This window comes from Rossellomorea sp. SC111 (assembly GCF_024733565.1).
In the GTDB taxonomy this organism is placed as follows: domain Bacteria; phylum Bacillota; class Bacilli; order Bacillales; family Bacillaceae_B; genus Rossellomorea.
The window spans coordinates 138,163-152,904 of the sequence record NZ_JANIOC010000006.1 but is presented as its reverse complement, the minus strand read 5'-3'; the positions used below and the strand labels follow the sequence as shown (position 1 = coordinate 152,904).

At 43.1% G+C, this 14,742-nt stretch carries 15 protein-coding genes; all 15 read right to left on the bottom strand.

What is annotated here, in order from left to right; translation table 11 throughout:
* Positions 1 to 60 precede the first annotated feature (60 nt).
* Entirely contained in the window at positions 61 to 1,764 is a 1,704-nt protein-coding gene (locus NQ095_RS09765; RefSeq protein WP_258263280.1) for a proline--tRNA ligase, read from the bottom strand.
* 144 nt (positions 1,765 to 1,908) lie between these two features.
* Positions 1,909 to 3,165, bottom strand: coding sequence for an RIP metalloprotease RseP (gene rseP / locus NQ095_RS09760; protein ID WP_258263279.1), 1,257 nt, complete (start codon positions 3,163 to 3,165; stop codon positions 1,909 to 1,911).
* Positions 3,166 to 3,284: 119 nt separating this feature from the next.
* The gene (gene dxr / locus NQ095_RS09755) at positions 3,285 to 4,427 is read right to left on the bottom strand and encodes a 1-deoxy-D-xylulose-5-phosphate reductoisomerase (RefSeq protein ID WP_258263385.1); all 1,143 of its coding nucleotides are present in this window, start codon (positions 4,425 to 4,427) and stop codon (positions 3,285 to 3,287) included.
* A gap of 46 nt (positions 4,428 to 4,473) precedes the next feature.
* On the bottom strand, positions 4,474 to 5,262 hold the full coding sequence (locus NQ095_RS09750) for a phosphatidate cytidylyltransferase (protein WP_258263278.1): 789 nt from the start codon (positions 5,260 to 5,262) through the stop codon (positions 4,474 to 4,476).
* On the bottom strand, positions 5,262 to 6,053 hold the full coding sequence (locus tag NQ095_RS09745; protein ID WP_258263277.1) for an undecaprenyl pyrophosphate synthase: 792 nt from the start codon (positions 6,051 to 6,053) through the stop codon (positions 5,262 to 5,264). Before NQ095_RS09745 ends, NQ095_RS09750 begins: the two co-directional genes overlap by 1 nt.
* Positions 6,054 to 6,330: 277 nt before the next feature.
* The gene (gene frr, locus NQ095_RS09740; protein WP_098440752.1) at positions 6,331 to 6,888 is read right to left on the bottom strand and encodes a ribosome recycling factor; all 558 of its coding nucleotides are present in this window, start codon (positions 6,886 to 6,888) and stop codon (positions 6,331 to 6,333) included.
* Positions 6,888 to 7,613, bottom strand: coding sequence for a UMP kinase (pyrH, locus tag NQ095_RS09735; protein ID WP_034760174.1), 726 nt, complete (start codon positions 7,611 to 7,613; stop codon positions 6,888 to 6,890). The genes frr and pyrH overlap by 1 nt, the downstream gene beginning before the upstream one ends.
* A gap of 87 nt (positions 7,614 to 7,700) precedes the next feature.
* Positions 7,701 to 8,582 carry a translation elongation factor Ts gene (gene tsf, locus NQ095_RS09730; protein WP_258263276.1) on the bottom strand — a complete coding sequence of 294 codons (882 nt, stop codon included), beginning with the start codon at positions 8,580 to 8,582 and terminating at the stop codon, positions 7,701 to 7,703.
* 150 nt (positions 8,583 to 8,732) lie between these two features.
* The gene (rpsB, locus tag NQ095_RS09725) at positions 8,733 to 9,440 is read right to left on the bottom strand and encodes a 30S ribosomal protein S2 (protein WP_034760179.1); all 708 of its coding nucleotides are present in this window, start codon (positions 9,438 to 9,440) and stop codon (positions 8,733 to 8,735) included.
* 159 nt (positions 9,441 to 9,599) lie between these two features.
* Positions 9,600 to 10,016 (bottom strand): DUF6115 domain-containing protein, encoded by a 417-nt coding sequence (locus NQ095_RS09720; protein WP_258263275.1) that lies wholly within the window; start codon positions 10,014 to 10,016, stop codon positions 9,600 to 9,602.
* A gap of 241 nt (positions 10,017 to 10,257) precedes the next feature.
* Positions 10,258 to 11,016, bottom strand: coding sequence for a FliA/WhiG family RNA polymerase sigma factor (locus NQ095_RS09715; RefSeq protein ID WP_258263274.1), 759 nt, complete (start codon positions 11,014 to 11,016; stop codon positions 10,258 to 10,260).
* 75 nt (positions 11,017 to 11,091) lie between these two features.
* Positions 11,092 to 11,589 carry a chemotaxis protein CheD gene (locus tag NQ095_RS09710; protein WP_309137628.1) on the bottom strand — a complete coding sequence of 166 codons (498 nt, stop codon included), beginning with the start codon at positions 11,587 to 11,589 and terminating at the stop codon, positions 11,092 to 11,094.
* Positions 11,586 to 12,194 carry a chemotaxis protein CheC gene (locus NQ095_RS09705; protein WP_375162831.1) on the bottom strand — a complete coding sequence of 203 codons (609 nt, stop codon included), beginning with the start codon at positions 12,192 to 12,194 and terminating at the stop codon, positions 11,586 to 11,588. Before NQ095_RS09705 ends, NQ095_RS09710 begins: the two co-directional genes overlap by 4 nt.
* A gap of 41 nt (positions 12,195 to 12,235) precedes the next feature.
* Positions 12,236 to 12,682, bottom strand: a complete 447-nt coding sequence (locus NQ095_RS09700; RefSeq protein WP_258263272.1) for a chemotaxis protein CheW — start codon at positions 12,680 to 12,682, stop codon at positions 12,236 to 12,238.
* Positions 12,683 to 12,694: 12 nt separating this feature from the next.
* Positions 12,695 to 14,731 (bottom strand): chemotaxis protein CheA, encoded by a 2,037-nt coding sequence (locus NQ095_RS09695; protein WP_258263271.1) that lies wholly within the window; start codon positions 14,729 to 14,731, stop codon positions 12,695 to 12,697.
* Positions 14,732 to 14,742: the final 11 nt, after the last annotated feature.

Sequence of the window (14,742 nt, the reverse complement as noted above, 5' to 3'; positions counted from 1 at the left end):
CAGAATAAAAAGGGCTGACAGCAAAAGGATGGCCTCCTTTAAAGTCGAGCCCTTTTAGATTTAAGAAAGTGTCTTGAATAGTTCTTGCAGGTTGGAGAGAAGTTCATCTTTATGAACCTCTAACACTTCACCGGTTTTTCTAACTTTCACTTCTACGATTCCTTCTCCGGCTTTCTTCCCGACCGTTACGCGGATCGGAAGGCCAATCAAGTCTGAATCGGCAAACTTCACTCCCGGACGTTCAGCTCGATCATCCATTAATACATCATATCTGTTTTCTTTAAATATGTCATATAGTTCGTTTGAGAGTGTTGCCTGTGCGTCATCCTTCATATTGATGGGAATTAAATGAAGGTCGTATGGAGACAGATTCCTTGGCCATAAAAGACCCTTGTCATCGTTGAATTGTTCGGCCACAGCAGCTAAAGTACGGGAGACTCCTATACCGTAACAGCCCATGATGACGGATTGAGACCGGCCGTTTTCATCAAGGAATGAGCTTCCTAAAGAATCGGAATACCTGGTTCCGAGTTTGAAAACATGTCCTACTTCTATTCCCTTTGCGAAAATGATCGTTCCATTTCCGTCAGGAGAAGGATCCCCTTCTTGAATGAAACGCAGGTCTGCATACTGGGATACCTCGAAATCACGTTCAGGATTCACATTGTTAAAATGATAGCCTGATTCATTCGCCCCAGCAACACCATTTCGAATATATTTGACTGCCTGATCTGCTACAATCTTCACATTTAACGAGCAGGGACCGATTGATCCAATTTCGCAACCGATGACCTCTTTCGTTTCTTCAGCTGAAGCAAGCTCAACCACACCTGCATTTAAAAGATTCTTCACTTTAATATCATTGATTTCGTGATCACCACGGGATAATACCAAAACAAACTCATCATCCACTTTAAATAATAGAGACTTAATGCATCGATCCTTGTCTACGGATAAGAAAGCGGACACTTCCTCAATGGACTTGACGTCAGGTGTTGATACCTTTGTCATTTCAAGCATCTCTTCGGTTGATTCCGTGTAGCCTCCCACTACTTCAGCCATCTCAATATTGGCTGCATAATCAGATGAATCGGAATAGGCGATTGTATCTTCACCAACCTCAGATAATACCATGAATTCATGTGTATCTTTACCGCCCATGGCACCGGAATCAGCGATCACAGCCCTGAAATTCAATCCGCATCGACTGAAAATATTGGAATAGGCTTTAAATAATGCATCGTACGTCTCGTCCAGGCTTTCAAATGATGAATGGAAAGAGTATGCATCCTTCATGATGAATTCCCTTCCCCTCAATAGCCCAAAGCGGGGACGTTTCTCATCACGGAATTTCGTTTGGATCTGGTACATGGTGAGGGGCAGGCGCTTGTACGATTTAATTTCATCCCTCACTAAACTGGTTATGACTTCCTCATGGGTGGCCCCAAGTGCAAACTCACGGTCATGACGATCTTTCATTCGCATCAATTCCGGTCCGTACGTACCCCAGCGGCCGGATTCCTTCCAAAGTTCAGAAGGTTGAAGGGCAGGCATAAGCAATTCGACAGCACCTGCAGCATCCAGTTCCTCACGGATGATTTCTTCTACTTTTTTCAACACTTTATTTCCCAGTGGCAGAAAGCTATAGATCCCGCTGGCATTTTGTCTGATGAAACCCGCACGCAGCAGAAGCTGATGACTTTTGATTTCTGCATCAGCAGGTGTTTCCCTTAGTGTCGGGATGAATGTATTTTGTTGCTTCATTTACTAGCACCTCATACCATATTAATTATTTATGTAGTGTAAGAATTTCCTTCTCACTATTTTAACTTAAATGAACAGGCAGTAACACCCTCATTTTTTGATTACAAAGGGAGAAACTGCCTGTTTTGTTTCATTCATTGAATTCTAAAGGAAAAATCTTTGTATGTCATTCCATGTGACGACGAGCATGAGTACCATGAGAAGGGCGAATCCGACGAAGTGGACCATTCCTTCCATTTGACGATCTACAGGTTTTCCTCTGACCGCTTCTACGGCAAAGAATAGAAGTCTGCCTCCATCAAGAGCCGGGATCGGTAATAAATTCATGATTCCCAAGTTGATGCTGAGGATGGCTGCCCATCTCATCAGATAGTATATTCCTGATTTCGCCACTACGTCAGTCGATTGGTAGATTCCCACAGGTCCTGATAAGGCATCGATGGAGAATTCCCCAGACACGAGCTTCCCTAACAGTACAAAAATCATTTTGGTCCATTCATAGGTTTGCTGGGCACTGTTGGAGACGACCTTGAGTGGTGACTTCTCCACGGGGCTGTGAACTCCGATGATCCCGATCTCTTTCCCTTCGATTTCCTGAGGCTTTGGAGTGACAGGGATTTCAGCATTTGAGCCATCCCGGTCAACATTAAATCTCAGTTCATCTCCCGGATGTTCCTGAATAATCGTCACAATATCTTCCCAAGTGGAAATTTCTTTCCCGTCGATACTCATGACGATGTCATTCTTTTGAAGGCCAGCCTCTTTCGCTGCCCCGTCTTCAGTCAATTCCCCAAGTACCGGGTCGTTTGTAGGTACACCCTGTAGTAGGCCGACCAGGATGAAGATAAAAAAGGCTAAAATGAAATTAAATAACGGTCCGGCAAAGATGGCCAATGCCCTTTGGGGAAGGGTCTTGGAAGCGAACTGTCGATCCCACGGGGCTATTTGCGTTTCCACACCATCTTCAATGAATACCGCATGTCGTGAAATCAGGAAGGTTTTCAATTCTTCCTCGTCTTCCTCGTATCCACGGATATGCAGTCTGTGTTCGAGATCCGCTTCTTCCACTTCGATGACACGAATATTGGGATAGCGATCTTTATTATTCATGACAATTTTAACGATTTTTTCATCCTGATCAAGTACAAGTCCCACACGATGACCAGCCTTGAGCTCCACCATTTCCGGATCTTCTCCTGCCATCCGGACAAAGCCCCCCAGAGGCAGTAAACGAATGGTGTAGGTTGTTTCATCCTTTTTATAAGAAAATATTTTAGGACCAAACCCTATGGCAAATTCACGGCATAGGATTCCTGCACGTTTAGCGAAGATTAAATGCCCAAGTTCATGAAAAAATACTAAAGCCCCAAAAATAACAATAAAGGCAATCACCGTTTGCAAATATAAAACCACCTTTTTTATAACCTGTTGGAAACAGATTTAAATGTTAGTATCCCGCAAGAAACATGTCCACTATCATTCTACGTATCACTCTGTGTAAACATGCTAAAGACCCTTGCCTACAACCAACTTGAAACGAGTCGACGGGTCTCGAGATCTATTTCATGTATGGTTTCAAGGTCAGGCCTATGTATTACCTGATGGGCATTCATAGCCTTTTCAATATATGTTTCTATGTCGAGGAAAGATATTTTATTATCCAGGAACAGCGCTACACTTGCTTCATTTGCGGCATTCAGAACCGTCGTCATACTTCCGCCGATCCTTCCCGCTTCGTAAGCAAAAGCCAGGCATCGGAAACGATTTAAGTCCATTTTTTCAAAATGGAGTTTTCCTATTTCTACAAGGTCCAGCCTTTTCCCAGGTCTTTGAAGCCTGTCAGGATAGGTAAGGGCGTATTGAATGGGAACACGCATATCGGGTGTTCCCAGTTGGGCCATGACAGATGAGTCATGGAATTGAATCATCGAGTGGATGATGCTTTCCCTGTGTTGCACAACGTCTATCTGGTCGTATGGGATATCAAACAACCAATGGGCTTCAATGACCTCCAACCCTTTATTCATCATGGATGCCGAGTCAATGGTGATCTTAGCCCCCATTGACCAATTTGGATGATTCAACGCTTCATGTACCGTGACACCGATCAATTCTTCCCTCGTACGATCTCTGAAACTTCCACCTGATGCCGTAATAATTAACTTTTCTATGTTCTTCTCCCGCTCTCCCTGAAGTGCCTGGAAGATAGCGGAATGTTCACTATCCACCGGCAGCAGGGACGTCCCATTGGACTTTGCTGCTTCCATTACTAGATGACCGGCTGTTACAAGAGTCTCTTTGTTGGCAATCGCAATCGTTTTCCCAGCCTCGATGGCTTGAAGGGTAGGATATAACCCTACACTCCCAAGTACGGCATTCACAAGGATATCGGCATCCTGGTGACACGCCACCTCCACCAATCCTTCTTCACCATGAAGGACTTTTACAGAGGAAGGAAATTCCCTGGATAATGTTTCAGCATCTTCTTTGCACTGTACAGATACGAGCCTCGGATTGAATTCAGTGATCATGTTCCTGGCTTCTTCTATATTTTTGCCGACAGACATGGCTGTCAGTCTAAATTCTTCAGGATGTTCCCTGATGACATCCAGGGTTTGTGTCCCAATGGACCCTGTAGCACCCATCAAGCTGATTTTCTTCAACACCTACACTCCTCCCGATTACAACCTTCCTCACATTAAATCAATGTTATAACAGAAAGTGAAGAAGGGGTAAAACAAATAACAAGCTATCGAAACGATCCAGCATACCACCGTGTCCCGGCAGTAATTGTCCTGAATCCTTCACTTTGTAGTGCCTTTTGAGAGCAGACTCCACTAAGTCCCCTATCTGCCCAAAAATAGATAGAATCGCTGTCACGATCACAAGTTTAGGGATGGACATATCAAGATCGGTGAAAAACGTCATGATGACACCCACGATGACAGCACAGATGATGCCACCAACGAAGCCTTCAACGGTCTTATTCGGGCTGATTTCCGGCCATAGCTTCTTTTTCCCCATTGCTCTGCCGATGAAATAAGCACCCGAGTCGGTTGCCCAAATGATAAATAACGCATAAAAGACATATTGCACGCCATTTTCTAATAATCGGATTTCCATGAAATAAAAGAAACCGATCCCCACATATAAAACGCTTAAAAGTGAATACGCAACATCATCAAAATTGAAGCGGTTCTTGGTCGCCACTGTATACGTTAAAAATAATAACACGGCAAGAAAGGCAAGCTCAATCTTGGAGTATCCGAAATCTGTAATGATACCGATTGTTTCCGTCGGAATGAGGAACACCCATAAAAGAGCAAGGGATAACAAGCCCGGGATGCTGAAGATCCAACGCCCCCTCATCTTTAAAGCCTCGTATAAACTGATGGAAGCGATCAGATACATTAAAATGATGAATGGCGTTTCGCCAAAAATGATGATTGGTAAAAATATCGCTGCCGCTACCACTGCTGTAATAATTCTTTGTTTCATTAGGATTCCTCGCTTTGTAACCCACCAAATCTTCTTGAACGACCTTGATATGCCTCGATGGCTTCAACTAGATGTTCCTTACCGAAATCCGGCCACAGTACATCTGTGAAAAAGAACTCGGTATAAGCCAATTGCCAAAGCATAAAGTTACTTAAGCGGATTTCTCCACTCGTTCGAATAAGCAGGTCTGGATCTTTTAAATCTTTAGTCATCAAATAACTTGAAAACAGTTCTTCGTTTAAATCACTCTCATCTAGTATTCCATTCTGGACATCTTTTAAGACATGCTTCATAGAATCGATGATTTCTGACCGGCTGCCGTAGTTCAAAGCAAAGTTCAGGATTAGCCCGTCATTGTCCTTTGTTGCTTCCATGGCCTTTTTAACGGCCGTCCTCGTATGGAGAGGCAAAGCATCCGGAGAGCCCATCATCTTCACTTGCACATTTTCTTCAACCAATTCGGGAAGAAACGTCCCCAGAAATTCCTCTGGTAATTTCATAAGGAACTCTACTTCCATTTTAGGGCGTTTCCAGTTCTCTGTAGAAAAAGCATATAAGGTCAAGGCTTCGAGTCCCAGTTCATTTGCCAATTTGGTAATCTTGCGGACACACTTCATGCCTTCATGATGTCCTGCCACCCTTGGCAACGCTCTTTTTTTGGCCCATCGCCCATTACCATCCATAATGATCGCTATATGACCCGGAATCGGGTGTTTTAGTAATTCCTGAAATCGATCATCCACTTCCTCGGAAGTTTGCTGTCGTTTCCATTGTTTAAGCTTGTTTAGCATAAAAAATCCTCCACCAACAATCCAAAAAATATTTACCTTTACTATCATATCAAAAAACAAGGAAGATATCTTTAAGAAAATAGATTATGTATATTCATATAAATATGGGAACGTTTTGTCCAGATCGTACGCCCAATCACGACCGGAACAAAACGCTCCATCAGAGAAAAGGAAAGCTGTGTCGTTTATTCTTGACTCTCTACCAAAGCAAAGGGACCGGCCCATAAGGAATATGAGTTCACTTACAGGACAGCCCCTAATGATTCGTTTTGAAAGATTATACTTCCAACATTTCTTGTTCTTTGTCTTTTGCGATGTTATCAATTTTGACGATACTTTCATCCGTCGCTTTTTGAACATCATCAGAGTAACCACGAAGATCATCTTCAGTGATGTCTCCGTTCTTTTCTTTTTTCTTCAATTCATCGTTAGCATCACGGCGAATATTACGGATAGCGACCTTTGCATCTTCCGCTTCTTTTTTCACAAGTTTCACAAGTTCCTTGCGTCGTTCTTCCGTTAAAGCAGGGACGACGATACGGATGATGTTCCCATCACTGGTAGGTGTTATCCCCAGATCCGACTTCAGGATCGCCTTCTCGATGTCACCTAAAGCGGATTTGTCATATGGTTGTATGACAAGCATACGGGCTTCAGGAATAGAGATTCCGGCTAATTGATTGACTGGTGTCGGTGCACCATAGTAATCCACCGAGATCTTATCGAGCAGGGAAGCGTTGGCTCTTCCTGCACGGATGCTCGCTAACTCACGTGAAAACGTTTGAATGGCCTTTGTCATTCTTTCTTTTGCATTTGTTATGATCGTGTTTGGCATTATGATTTCCCCCTTACGATTGTACCAATATTTTCACCGGTGATGGCTCTCTTGATATTTCCATTCTCCATAATTGAGAATACAATAAGCGGAATATCATTGTCCATACATAGAGAAGATGCTGTTGAATCCATTACGGCTAAGCCTTCCTTCAGAACATCTAAATAAGATAGTTCTTCATATTTAACAGCCGTTTCGTCCTTCTTAGGATCTGCTGAGTATACACCATCTACGTTGTTCTTAGCCATAAGAATCACTTCTGCTTCGATTTCCGCCGCTCGGAGCGCAGCTGTAGTATCCGTTGAGAAGTATGGATTACCTGTACCTGCCGCAAAGATTACAACCCGCTTCTTCTCTAAATGACGGATGGCCCTGCGTCTAATGTATGGCTCTGCCACTTGGCGCATATCAATGGATGTTTGAACCCTTGTTTCAATGCCCAGCTGTTCAAGACTGTCTTGAAGAGCCAAAGAGTTCATGACGGTCGCAAGCATCCCCATATAATCTGCAGATGCACGATCCATTCCCATTTCACTACCTATTTTACCACGCCAGATATTTCCTCCGCCAACGACAACTGCTACTTCTACGTCAAGTTCAGCGATTTCTTTTACTTCTTCTGCTACATTTTTAATGACAGAAGGATTAATTCCGAAGCCATCATCACCGGCTAATGCTTCTCCACTAAGTTTAAGAACGACACGTTTGTATTTTGGAACGCTCATGGGAACCTCCATAAAATAGAATTTTTCTTGAAAAATAGGGAACACACTAGGTGTTCCCTACTAAATAATGTTCAACTTTAGCTTATCTTATTTGTTAACTTGATTCATTACTTCTTCAGCGAAGTTTTCTTGACGCTTCTCAAGACCTTCTCCTACTTCGTAACGAGTGAAATCAGTTAAAGTAGCTTTATTTGCTTCAAGGTATTGACGTACTTTTTGGTCTGGATTCTTAACGAAAGTTTGATCCAGGATGCAGATATCCTCAAAGTATTTACCAAGGCGGCCTTCCACCATTTTTTCAACGATGTTTTCAGGCTTACCTTCGTTTAGTGCTTGCTGCTTAAGTACTTCACGCTCACGTTCTACTTCTTCAGCTGAAACCTGATCACGGGAAACATACTTAGGATTCAATGCTGCAGCGTGCATCGCAACATCTTTCGCTACACTTGCATCTGTAGTGCCTTCCACTACTGTAAGAACAGCAATGCGGCCACCCATGTGCAGGTATTCACCGAACGCAGCGTTATCATCTTTCGTACGGATTTCAAAACGGCGAAGTGTGAGTTTTTCCCCGATTTTTGCGATAGCAGCGTTGATGAATTCATTTACAGTTGAACCATTTGCCATTTTTTGCTCAAGGGCTTCTTCAACAGATGCCGGTTTGTTAGCAAGAAGGTGATCAGATAATTCTTTAACAAGGTTTTGGAAGTTTTCGTTTTTCGCAACGAAATCTGTTTCTGCGTTCACTTCAAGAATGATTGCAGTGTTTCCTTCGCTTGCAATGTAAGTAGTTCCTTCAGCCGCGATACGGTCCGCTTTTTTAGCTGCTTTCGCGATTCCTTTTTCACGTAGGAAGTCAATTGCTTTGTCCATGTCTCCGTCGGTTTCTGTTAACGCTTTTTTACAATCCATCATTCCAGCGCCAGTTTTTTCACGAAGTTCTTTAACCATTTGTGCAGTAATTGCCATAGTGGGTTTCCTCCTTAGTTTGACTATGTAGACTTCAGTGACCTATTGGTATGAGTCATAAATGCACCAACACTCTGGTAGAGTGCGGTAGATGTGAATATTCTTTAAAAAAAGGTGATAAGGGTAAGCCCTCTTATCACCTTTCGTTGATTACTCAGCTGCTACAGCTGCTTCTTCACCTTGCTTAGCTTCTAAAATAGCATCCGCCATTTTACCTGTTAGAAGTTTGACCGCGCGGATCGCATCATCATTCGCAGGAATGACAACATCGATTTCATCCGGATCACAGTTTGTATCAACGATACCCACGATAGGGATATGAAGTTTACGAGCTTCTGCTACTGCGATACGCTCTTTACGAGGGTCGATGATGAATAATGCATCAGGTAGCGTGTTCATATCTTTGATTCCGCCTAAGAATTTAACTAAGCGCTCATGTTCTTTTTTAAGTTGTACAACTTCTTTCTTCGGAAGTACTTCAAACGTACCGTCTTCTTCCATCTTTTCGATGTTTTTAAGACGTGTAATACGTTTTTGGATTGTTTCGAAGTTTGTAAGTGTTCCACCTAACCAACGTTGGTTGATGTAGTACATACCTGCACGTTCTGCTTCTTCTTTAACAGACTCCTGTGCTTGTTTCTTTGTTCCTACGAAAAGAACTTTACCGCCGTTACCAGCTAGCTCTTTCACGAAGTTATAAGCTTCTTCAACCTTTTTAACTGTTTTTTGAAGGTCGATGATGTAGATGCCGTTACGCTCAGTGAAGATGTATCTCTTCATTTTTGGGTTCCAACGGCGAGTTTGGTGTCCGAAATGTACACCAGCTTCAAGCAATTGTTTCATAGAAATTACTGACATGTGTGTTTCCTCCTAAATGGTTTTGTTTTTCTCCTCCGTTTCCGTCATCTGGAAAGTAGAAACTATTTTATAGAATAGCACCATCTACCCCACTCGGGAAACGTGTGTAATCACACCATGAATACTATAGCATACCTATCCCTGCCAAGCAAGGTTTTCCTACATAATTTGACGGAATTTCAACAGGAGCTCGATTTCTGTTTGACCTTTTCCAAGAGATTCAGCGATTTCTTCAATTGACATCCCTTTTTTCCTTAAAGTCAATATTTGTTTCAGGAGTGGGTCTTGTTCGGATTCTTTGGAGTGTTCATCAGGGTCCGGTCCAAGCTCTCTCATCTGTTTATAAGCTTGTGAAGCGCGCTTATACCCGGCACCTGTCCACTTTGTAACCTCTTCAGAAGGCCTGAGATCCTCCTCTTGTTCATTTTCCTCGGTGTGAAGCACATGTTCTTTGTCATTACGGACTTGTGTACTGAACTTTCGCATGAATTCATCATTTTCTTCTTTCATTTCAATCAGATAAGCTGAAATGATATCTTCCATTTCAACAATGATTTTCTTTTGCTCTTTTTCCAAGTTTACAAAACGGTTCTGTCTGGAGTATAAAATGACGATTGAAAGCAGGGAAACGATATTTAGAAGAAAAGATATAAAAAGTAGAAACATAATCAATGTCATCACCCTATTTTGTATGATTTCACTACAAATTTTTCCGGCAAGTAAAAGGACTGCTCCCATACGCACATGTTTCAGGGACAGTCCATCAGTGTATATTTCTGGGGGGGGGGGGAATTGTCCCCACATTTTTCACAGCAATTTATGAGCCCAGTAGATTTCGTAATTTGAAGATGGATTTTGAATGAATTTGCGAAATCCTGGATGTGGACAAGCTCATGACTTCCCCGATTTCTGTCAGGGTCAGTTCTTCCTTATAGAATAAACTTAACACAAGCTGCTCTTTCTCTGAAAGGGTCAAGATCGTTTGCTCTAATTCATTCAGTTTTTCACCTTTCAATACTTCGTCTTCGGGTGAAATCGTCTTATGATCTTTAATGGAATAGTTTTGAGATTCGTGATCGTCATCAGTCAATTGCTCATCCATGGAAAGGACATTTGCAAAGAAATGCTCATTTGTGGTCTGGTATACTTCATCAGGCGTCATCTCCAATGATGCGGCAACTTCCTCTGCGGTCACGTGGCGTAAAAGCTTTTGTTCAAGTTCCACGGTCCTGGCCTCGATCTTCTTTGCCCGGTCCCTTGTAGACCGGGGAAGCCAATCTTCTTTTCTGAGCCCATCAAGGATGGCCCCCCTGACCCGGAACGACGCATATGTATCGAACTTTAAATCTCTTGTGGGATCGAACTTCTGAAGTGCATCCAATAACCCCATCAAACCAAGACTCTTAATATCTTCTCTCGAGACGTTCCTTGGCAGGCCAACGGAAATTCGCTGGACATGATACGACACTAGTGGCATGTACTTTTTCACTAACATATCTCCGGCTTCTGTATCACGACTGTTGATCCATTTCTCCCAATATTGTTGCTCATCTGTTCGAGTGAATTGTTGAGACATAAGAATCCTCCTTGCTGTCTAATTCTTTCATGGAAACGCTTAGTGATTGATTTTACCTGAAGAGAATGAATGACTTCACAATTCCTTGGTACCTTCATTTACCGTACGTACATGAAGAACCCCGGTGGACGCGAAGAATTCGATCGTTCTACCTTTATTGCCCCCTAAGTCCTCGGAAACCACCGGCACCCCATGCTTTGAAAGGGCAACTCTTACAGCTTCCACATTTCTTGGGCCAATCCTCATGACGTCACTCTTCGATTGAAATTGAAACATTTGGGCACCGCCGGCCATTTTGCACTGAAGTCTTCTAATGCTTGCCCCCCGGTTTCTTAGTTGACCTATGAGTGCTTCGATTCCTGTGTCGGCGTATTTGGCGGGATTCGGTTTCGTTTCATTTCCGATCGAGGAGTGAGGCAGCATCACATGGACCATTCCGGCCAGTTTGAGAAGCTCATCATATAAAACGACCCCGACACAAGATCCAAGGCCCGAGGTGCGGATCGAGCCTTCGCCCTCGACGATATTCATATCCGCAATTCCGACCTTTACAACAGTGCTGGTACCCATCATAGGCTTACACCCAATGATTGGAAAATAATTTCAAAAGATTCGGGATCCGGCAGGAGGAAGAAGTGACCCTTCACACTTTCCGACTCCTCCACTTCTTCTTCCTTCAGGGCAGTGTCTATGACGATTGCATAATCGCTCACCTGTGATATTTCCAGTAATCCAAAACCGATGATCGCACCTGCCATGTCAACGGATAAAGCAGGAACGGATGGAAGAAGCTTAAGATTAGTAAAGTCTGATAGGGACGATAAATATGAACCTGAAAGAATATTACCCAATTCCTGCATGGCAGATAGCCCCAATTCTGAATAAGGGGGGGCTTTGAACGAGAAAGAGCGATCCTGGATCATGCTTCGGATATACATGGATGCCTGTTCAAGTGGCAATAGGAAGAACATGCTCCCCGGTGCCTCCCCCTCAATTCGTAAGAATACACTTACGACCACATTATCAGGCCCTCCTGCCATTTCCATCATTTCATCAAATGAAACGACTTTGACACTCGGTACTTTCATATCTATCTTTTTATCAAGCAGGGTGGAAAGGGCAGTCGCAGCATTACCTGCCCCTATATTACCGATTTCTTTCAATATATCTAAATGCATCGATGTTATCCTTTTTTCATAGCCCAAACGATTCTCTCCCCTTAGATGGATTGAAGTATTTTATCTAAATGGAGAACAATCAGAAGTCGTTTGTCTTGCTTTACGACTCCACCGATGTACTCAGCTTCTACAACTCCCACAACTTCCGGGGAAGGTTCAATCGATTCTCTGGCAACATCCAGCACATCATTGGCAGCATCCACGATCAGACCTACCTCTTTGTCCTCTAATCCTGCAATGATGACACGTGAACTGTCGGTCGGCTCTGAAACCGGTAAATCGAATCTGCTCCTTAAGTCGATGATTGGTGTCACTACCCCGCGCAAGTTGATCACACCTTTTACATAGGAGGCGGTTCTCGGAACCCTTGTAATATGTTCGAGCTTCTCGATGGATCGTACCTGGTGGACAGGAATGGCGTATTCCTTATCCACCAATTGAAATACGATAAGCTTTAAATCTTCCACTGCATCTATTATTTCACTCATTACCCTTACCTCCTATTTTATTAACGCATTGCAATCAACAATCAGCGCTACCTGGCCATCTCCTAAGATGGTTGCACCAGAGATCGCAAATACATCGTTTAAATAATTCCCTAAGGATTTCAATACAACTTCCTGCTGACCTATAAAGGAATCAACGACTAACCCGGCCATTTTTTCCCCTTTTCGTACAATGACAACAGAATACAATTCTTCATCCTTGGAATGTTTCGGTACTTCAAATACATCCTCAAGGAACAACAATGGCACAACTTTCCCTCTGAAATCGATCACTCTCTGATTGTGAGCTTTCATGATTTCTTCCTTTTTCACAATTGCCGTCTCAATAATGGAAGAGAGAGGAATGGCATACTTTTCTTCTTGGATTTCCACAAGCATGACAGAAATAATCGATAAGGTGAGTGGTAATTGAATAGAAAACAATGACCCCTGCCCTTCCGTGGAATCAATCGTAATGGAACCACCAAGAGACTCAATCGTCGCTTTTACTACATCCAGTCCGACTCCTCTTCCGGAGATATCCGAAATCTGTTCGGCCGTAGAGAATCCTGAAGCCAGTATGAGTTCGTAGATTTGTCGATCGGTTAATGTATGAGCGGCTTCATCTGTGACGATCCCTTTCTGGATCGCTTTCTCGAGGACCCTCGTTTTGTTGATACCTGCTCCATCGTCTTCCAGTTCGATAAAGACATGATTTCCACTATGATATGCTTTCAGCTGGACAGTTCCCTGTTCCGGCTTTCCATTTTCCACACGGAGTTCCGGCATTTCAATCCCATGATCCAATGCGTTCCGTATCAAGTGAACAAGAGGATCACCTATCTCATCTATCACCGTTCGATCAAGTTCCGTTTCTGCACCGATGACCTCTAATTCGATTTTTTTATTCAAATCTCGTGCAAGCTGTCTGACCATTCGTGGAAAGCGATTAAATACGGTTTCAACAGGAACCATGCGCATATTGAGGATGATGTTTTGCAAATCCCCTGATATTCTTGTCATTCTTTCCACTGTTTCATTTAACTCAGGATTATTCAAATCTTTGGAAATTTGTTCCAATCTTCCTCTATCAATGACCAGCTCCTCAAAAAGGTTCATAAGGACATCCAGCCGTTCAATGTTGACTCGAATCGTTTTATTGGAAGGATTCGAATGCTTCGTCACGTTTCCGGAAGGTTTGGAAGCCTCCTGTCCTTTTACTTCAACTTCTTTCCCTGCCGGTTCTGTGATAGCATCCTCTAATTGATTCTGATTCTGCAAATCCAGGCTCGTCAGTTCCACAACGGAGACTTCGTCCACTTCAGATACCTTGCGCACCGCACTCTCTATATGAACAGGCTCTTCTTTAGACACCACGGCAATAACGAAGGATTGGTCGAATTGCTCCTCCTCAAGCTGATCTACTGTCGGAAGGGACTTTATGACTTCACCTAACTTCCCCAACACTTCAAAGACCATATACACCCTGGCAGCTTTAAGCAGGCAATCCTCCCGGAGTGAAACAGAGATTTCAAAACAACGGAATCCCTGTTCATGTGATTGTTGAATCACGGTTTGCTCAAAGGCTTCATATTGCATGGATAAGGTCTGCTTTTCGGTAGTCTCAACAGCTGCAGCGACCTCACTGTCAACAACTGCTGCTTGTAGACTTTCCCCTTTTTCTATGACCTCAAGCATCGCTACAACTTCTGTGACATCACGCTTTCCATCTCCTCCATCGGCAATGGAGAACACCATGGCTTCAAGATCATCGACGGATTTAAACACAACATCTAATATTTCAGGTGACACCTTTATTTTTTCATTCCTGATTGCATCAAGAACATTTTCCATTTTATGTGTAAGATTTGCTAAATCCTCATATCCCATCGTGGCAGACATCCCTTTTAGGGTATGAGCAGATCGAAAGATTTCATTGACAATCGTGAGATCTTCCGGATTTTTCTCCAGTTCAAGCAATTGCTCATTACAGGTTTGCAGATTTTCTTTACTTTCTTCTATAAATACTTCTAAGTATTGACTCAGCTCCATGTGCTCCACAC

Excerpts from the sequence above, each read along its gene's own strand:
- NQ095_RS09765 (WP_258263280.1), bottom strand. The coding sequence starts at position 1,764 with ATGAAGCAACAAAATACATTCATCCCGACACTAAGGGAAACACCTGCT.
- NQ095_RS09750 (WP_258263278.1), bottom strand. The coding sequence starts at position 5,262 with ATGAAACAAAGAATTATTACAGCAGTGGTAGCGGCAGCGATATTTTTA.
- NQ095_RS09745 (WP_258263277.1), bottom strand. The coding sequence starts at position 6,053 with ATGCTAAACAAGCTTAAACAATGGAAACGACAGCAAACTTCCGAGGAA.
- frr (WP_098440752.1), bottom strand. The coding sequence starts at position 6,888 with ATGCCAAACACGATCATAACAAATGCAAAAGAAAGAATGACAAAGGCC.
- pyrH (WP_034760174.1), bottom strand. The coding sequence starts at position 7,613 with ATGAGCGTTCCAAAATACAAACGTGTCGTTCTTAAACTTAGTGGAGAA.
- tsf (WP_258263276.1), bottom strand. The coding sequence starts at position 8,582 with ATGGCAATTACTGCACAAATGGTTAAAGAACTTCGTGAAAAAACTGGC.
- rpsB (WP_034760179.1), bottom strand. The coding sequence starts at position 9,440 with ATGTCAGTAATTTCTATGAAACAATTGCTTGAAGCTGGTGTACATTTC.
- NQ095_RS09715 (WP_258263274.1), bottom strand. The coding sequence starts at position 11,016 with ATGTCTCAACAATTCACTCGAACAGATGAGCAACAATATTGGGAGAAA.
- NQ095_RS09710 (WP_309137628.1), bottom strand. The coding sequence starts at position 11,589 with ATGATGGGTACCAGCACTGTTGTAAAGGTCGGAATTGCGGATATGAAT.
- NQ095_RS09705 (WP_375162831.1), bottom strand. The coding sequence starts at position 12,194 with ATGCATTTAGATATATTGAAAGAAATCGGTAATATAGGGGCAGGTAAT.
- NQ095_RS09700 (WP_258263272.1), bottom strand. The coding sequence starts at position 12,682 with ATGAGTGAAATAATAGATGCAGTGGAAGATTTAAAGCTTATCGTATTT.
- NQ095_RS09695 (WP_258263271.1), bottom strand. The coding sequence starts at position 14,731 with ATGGAGCTGAGTCAATACTTAGAAGTATTTATAGAAGAAAGTAAAGAA.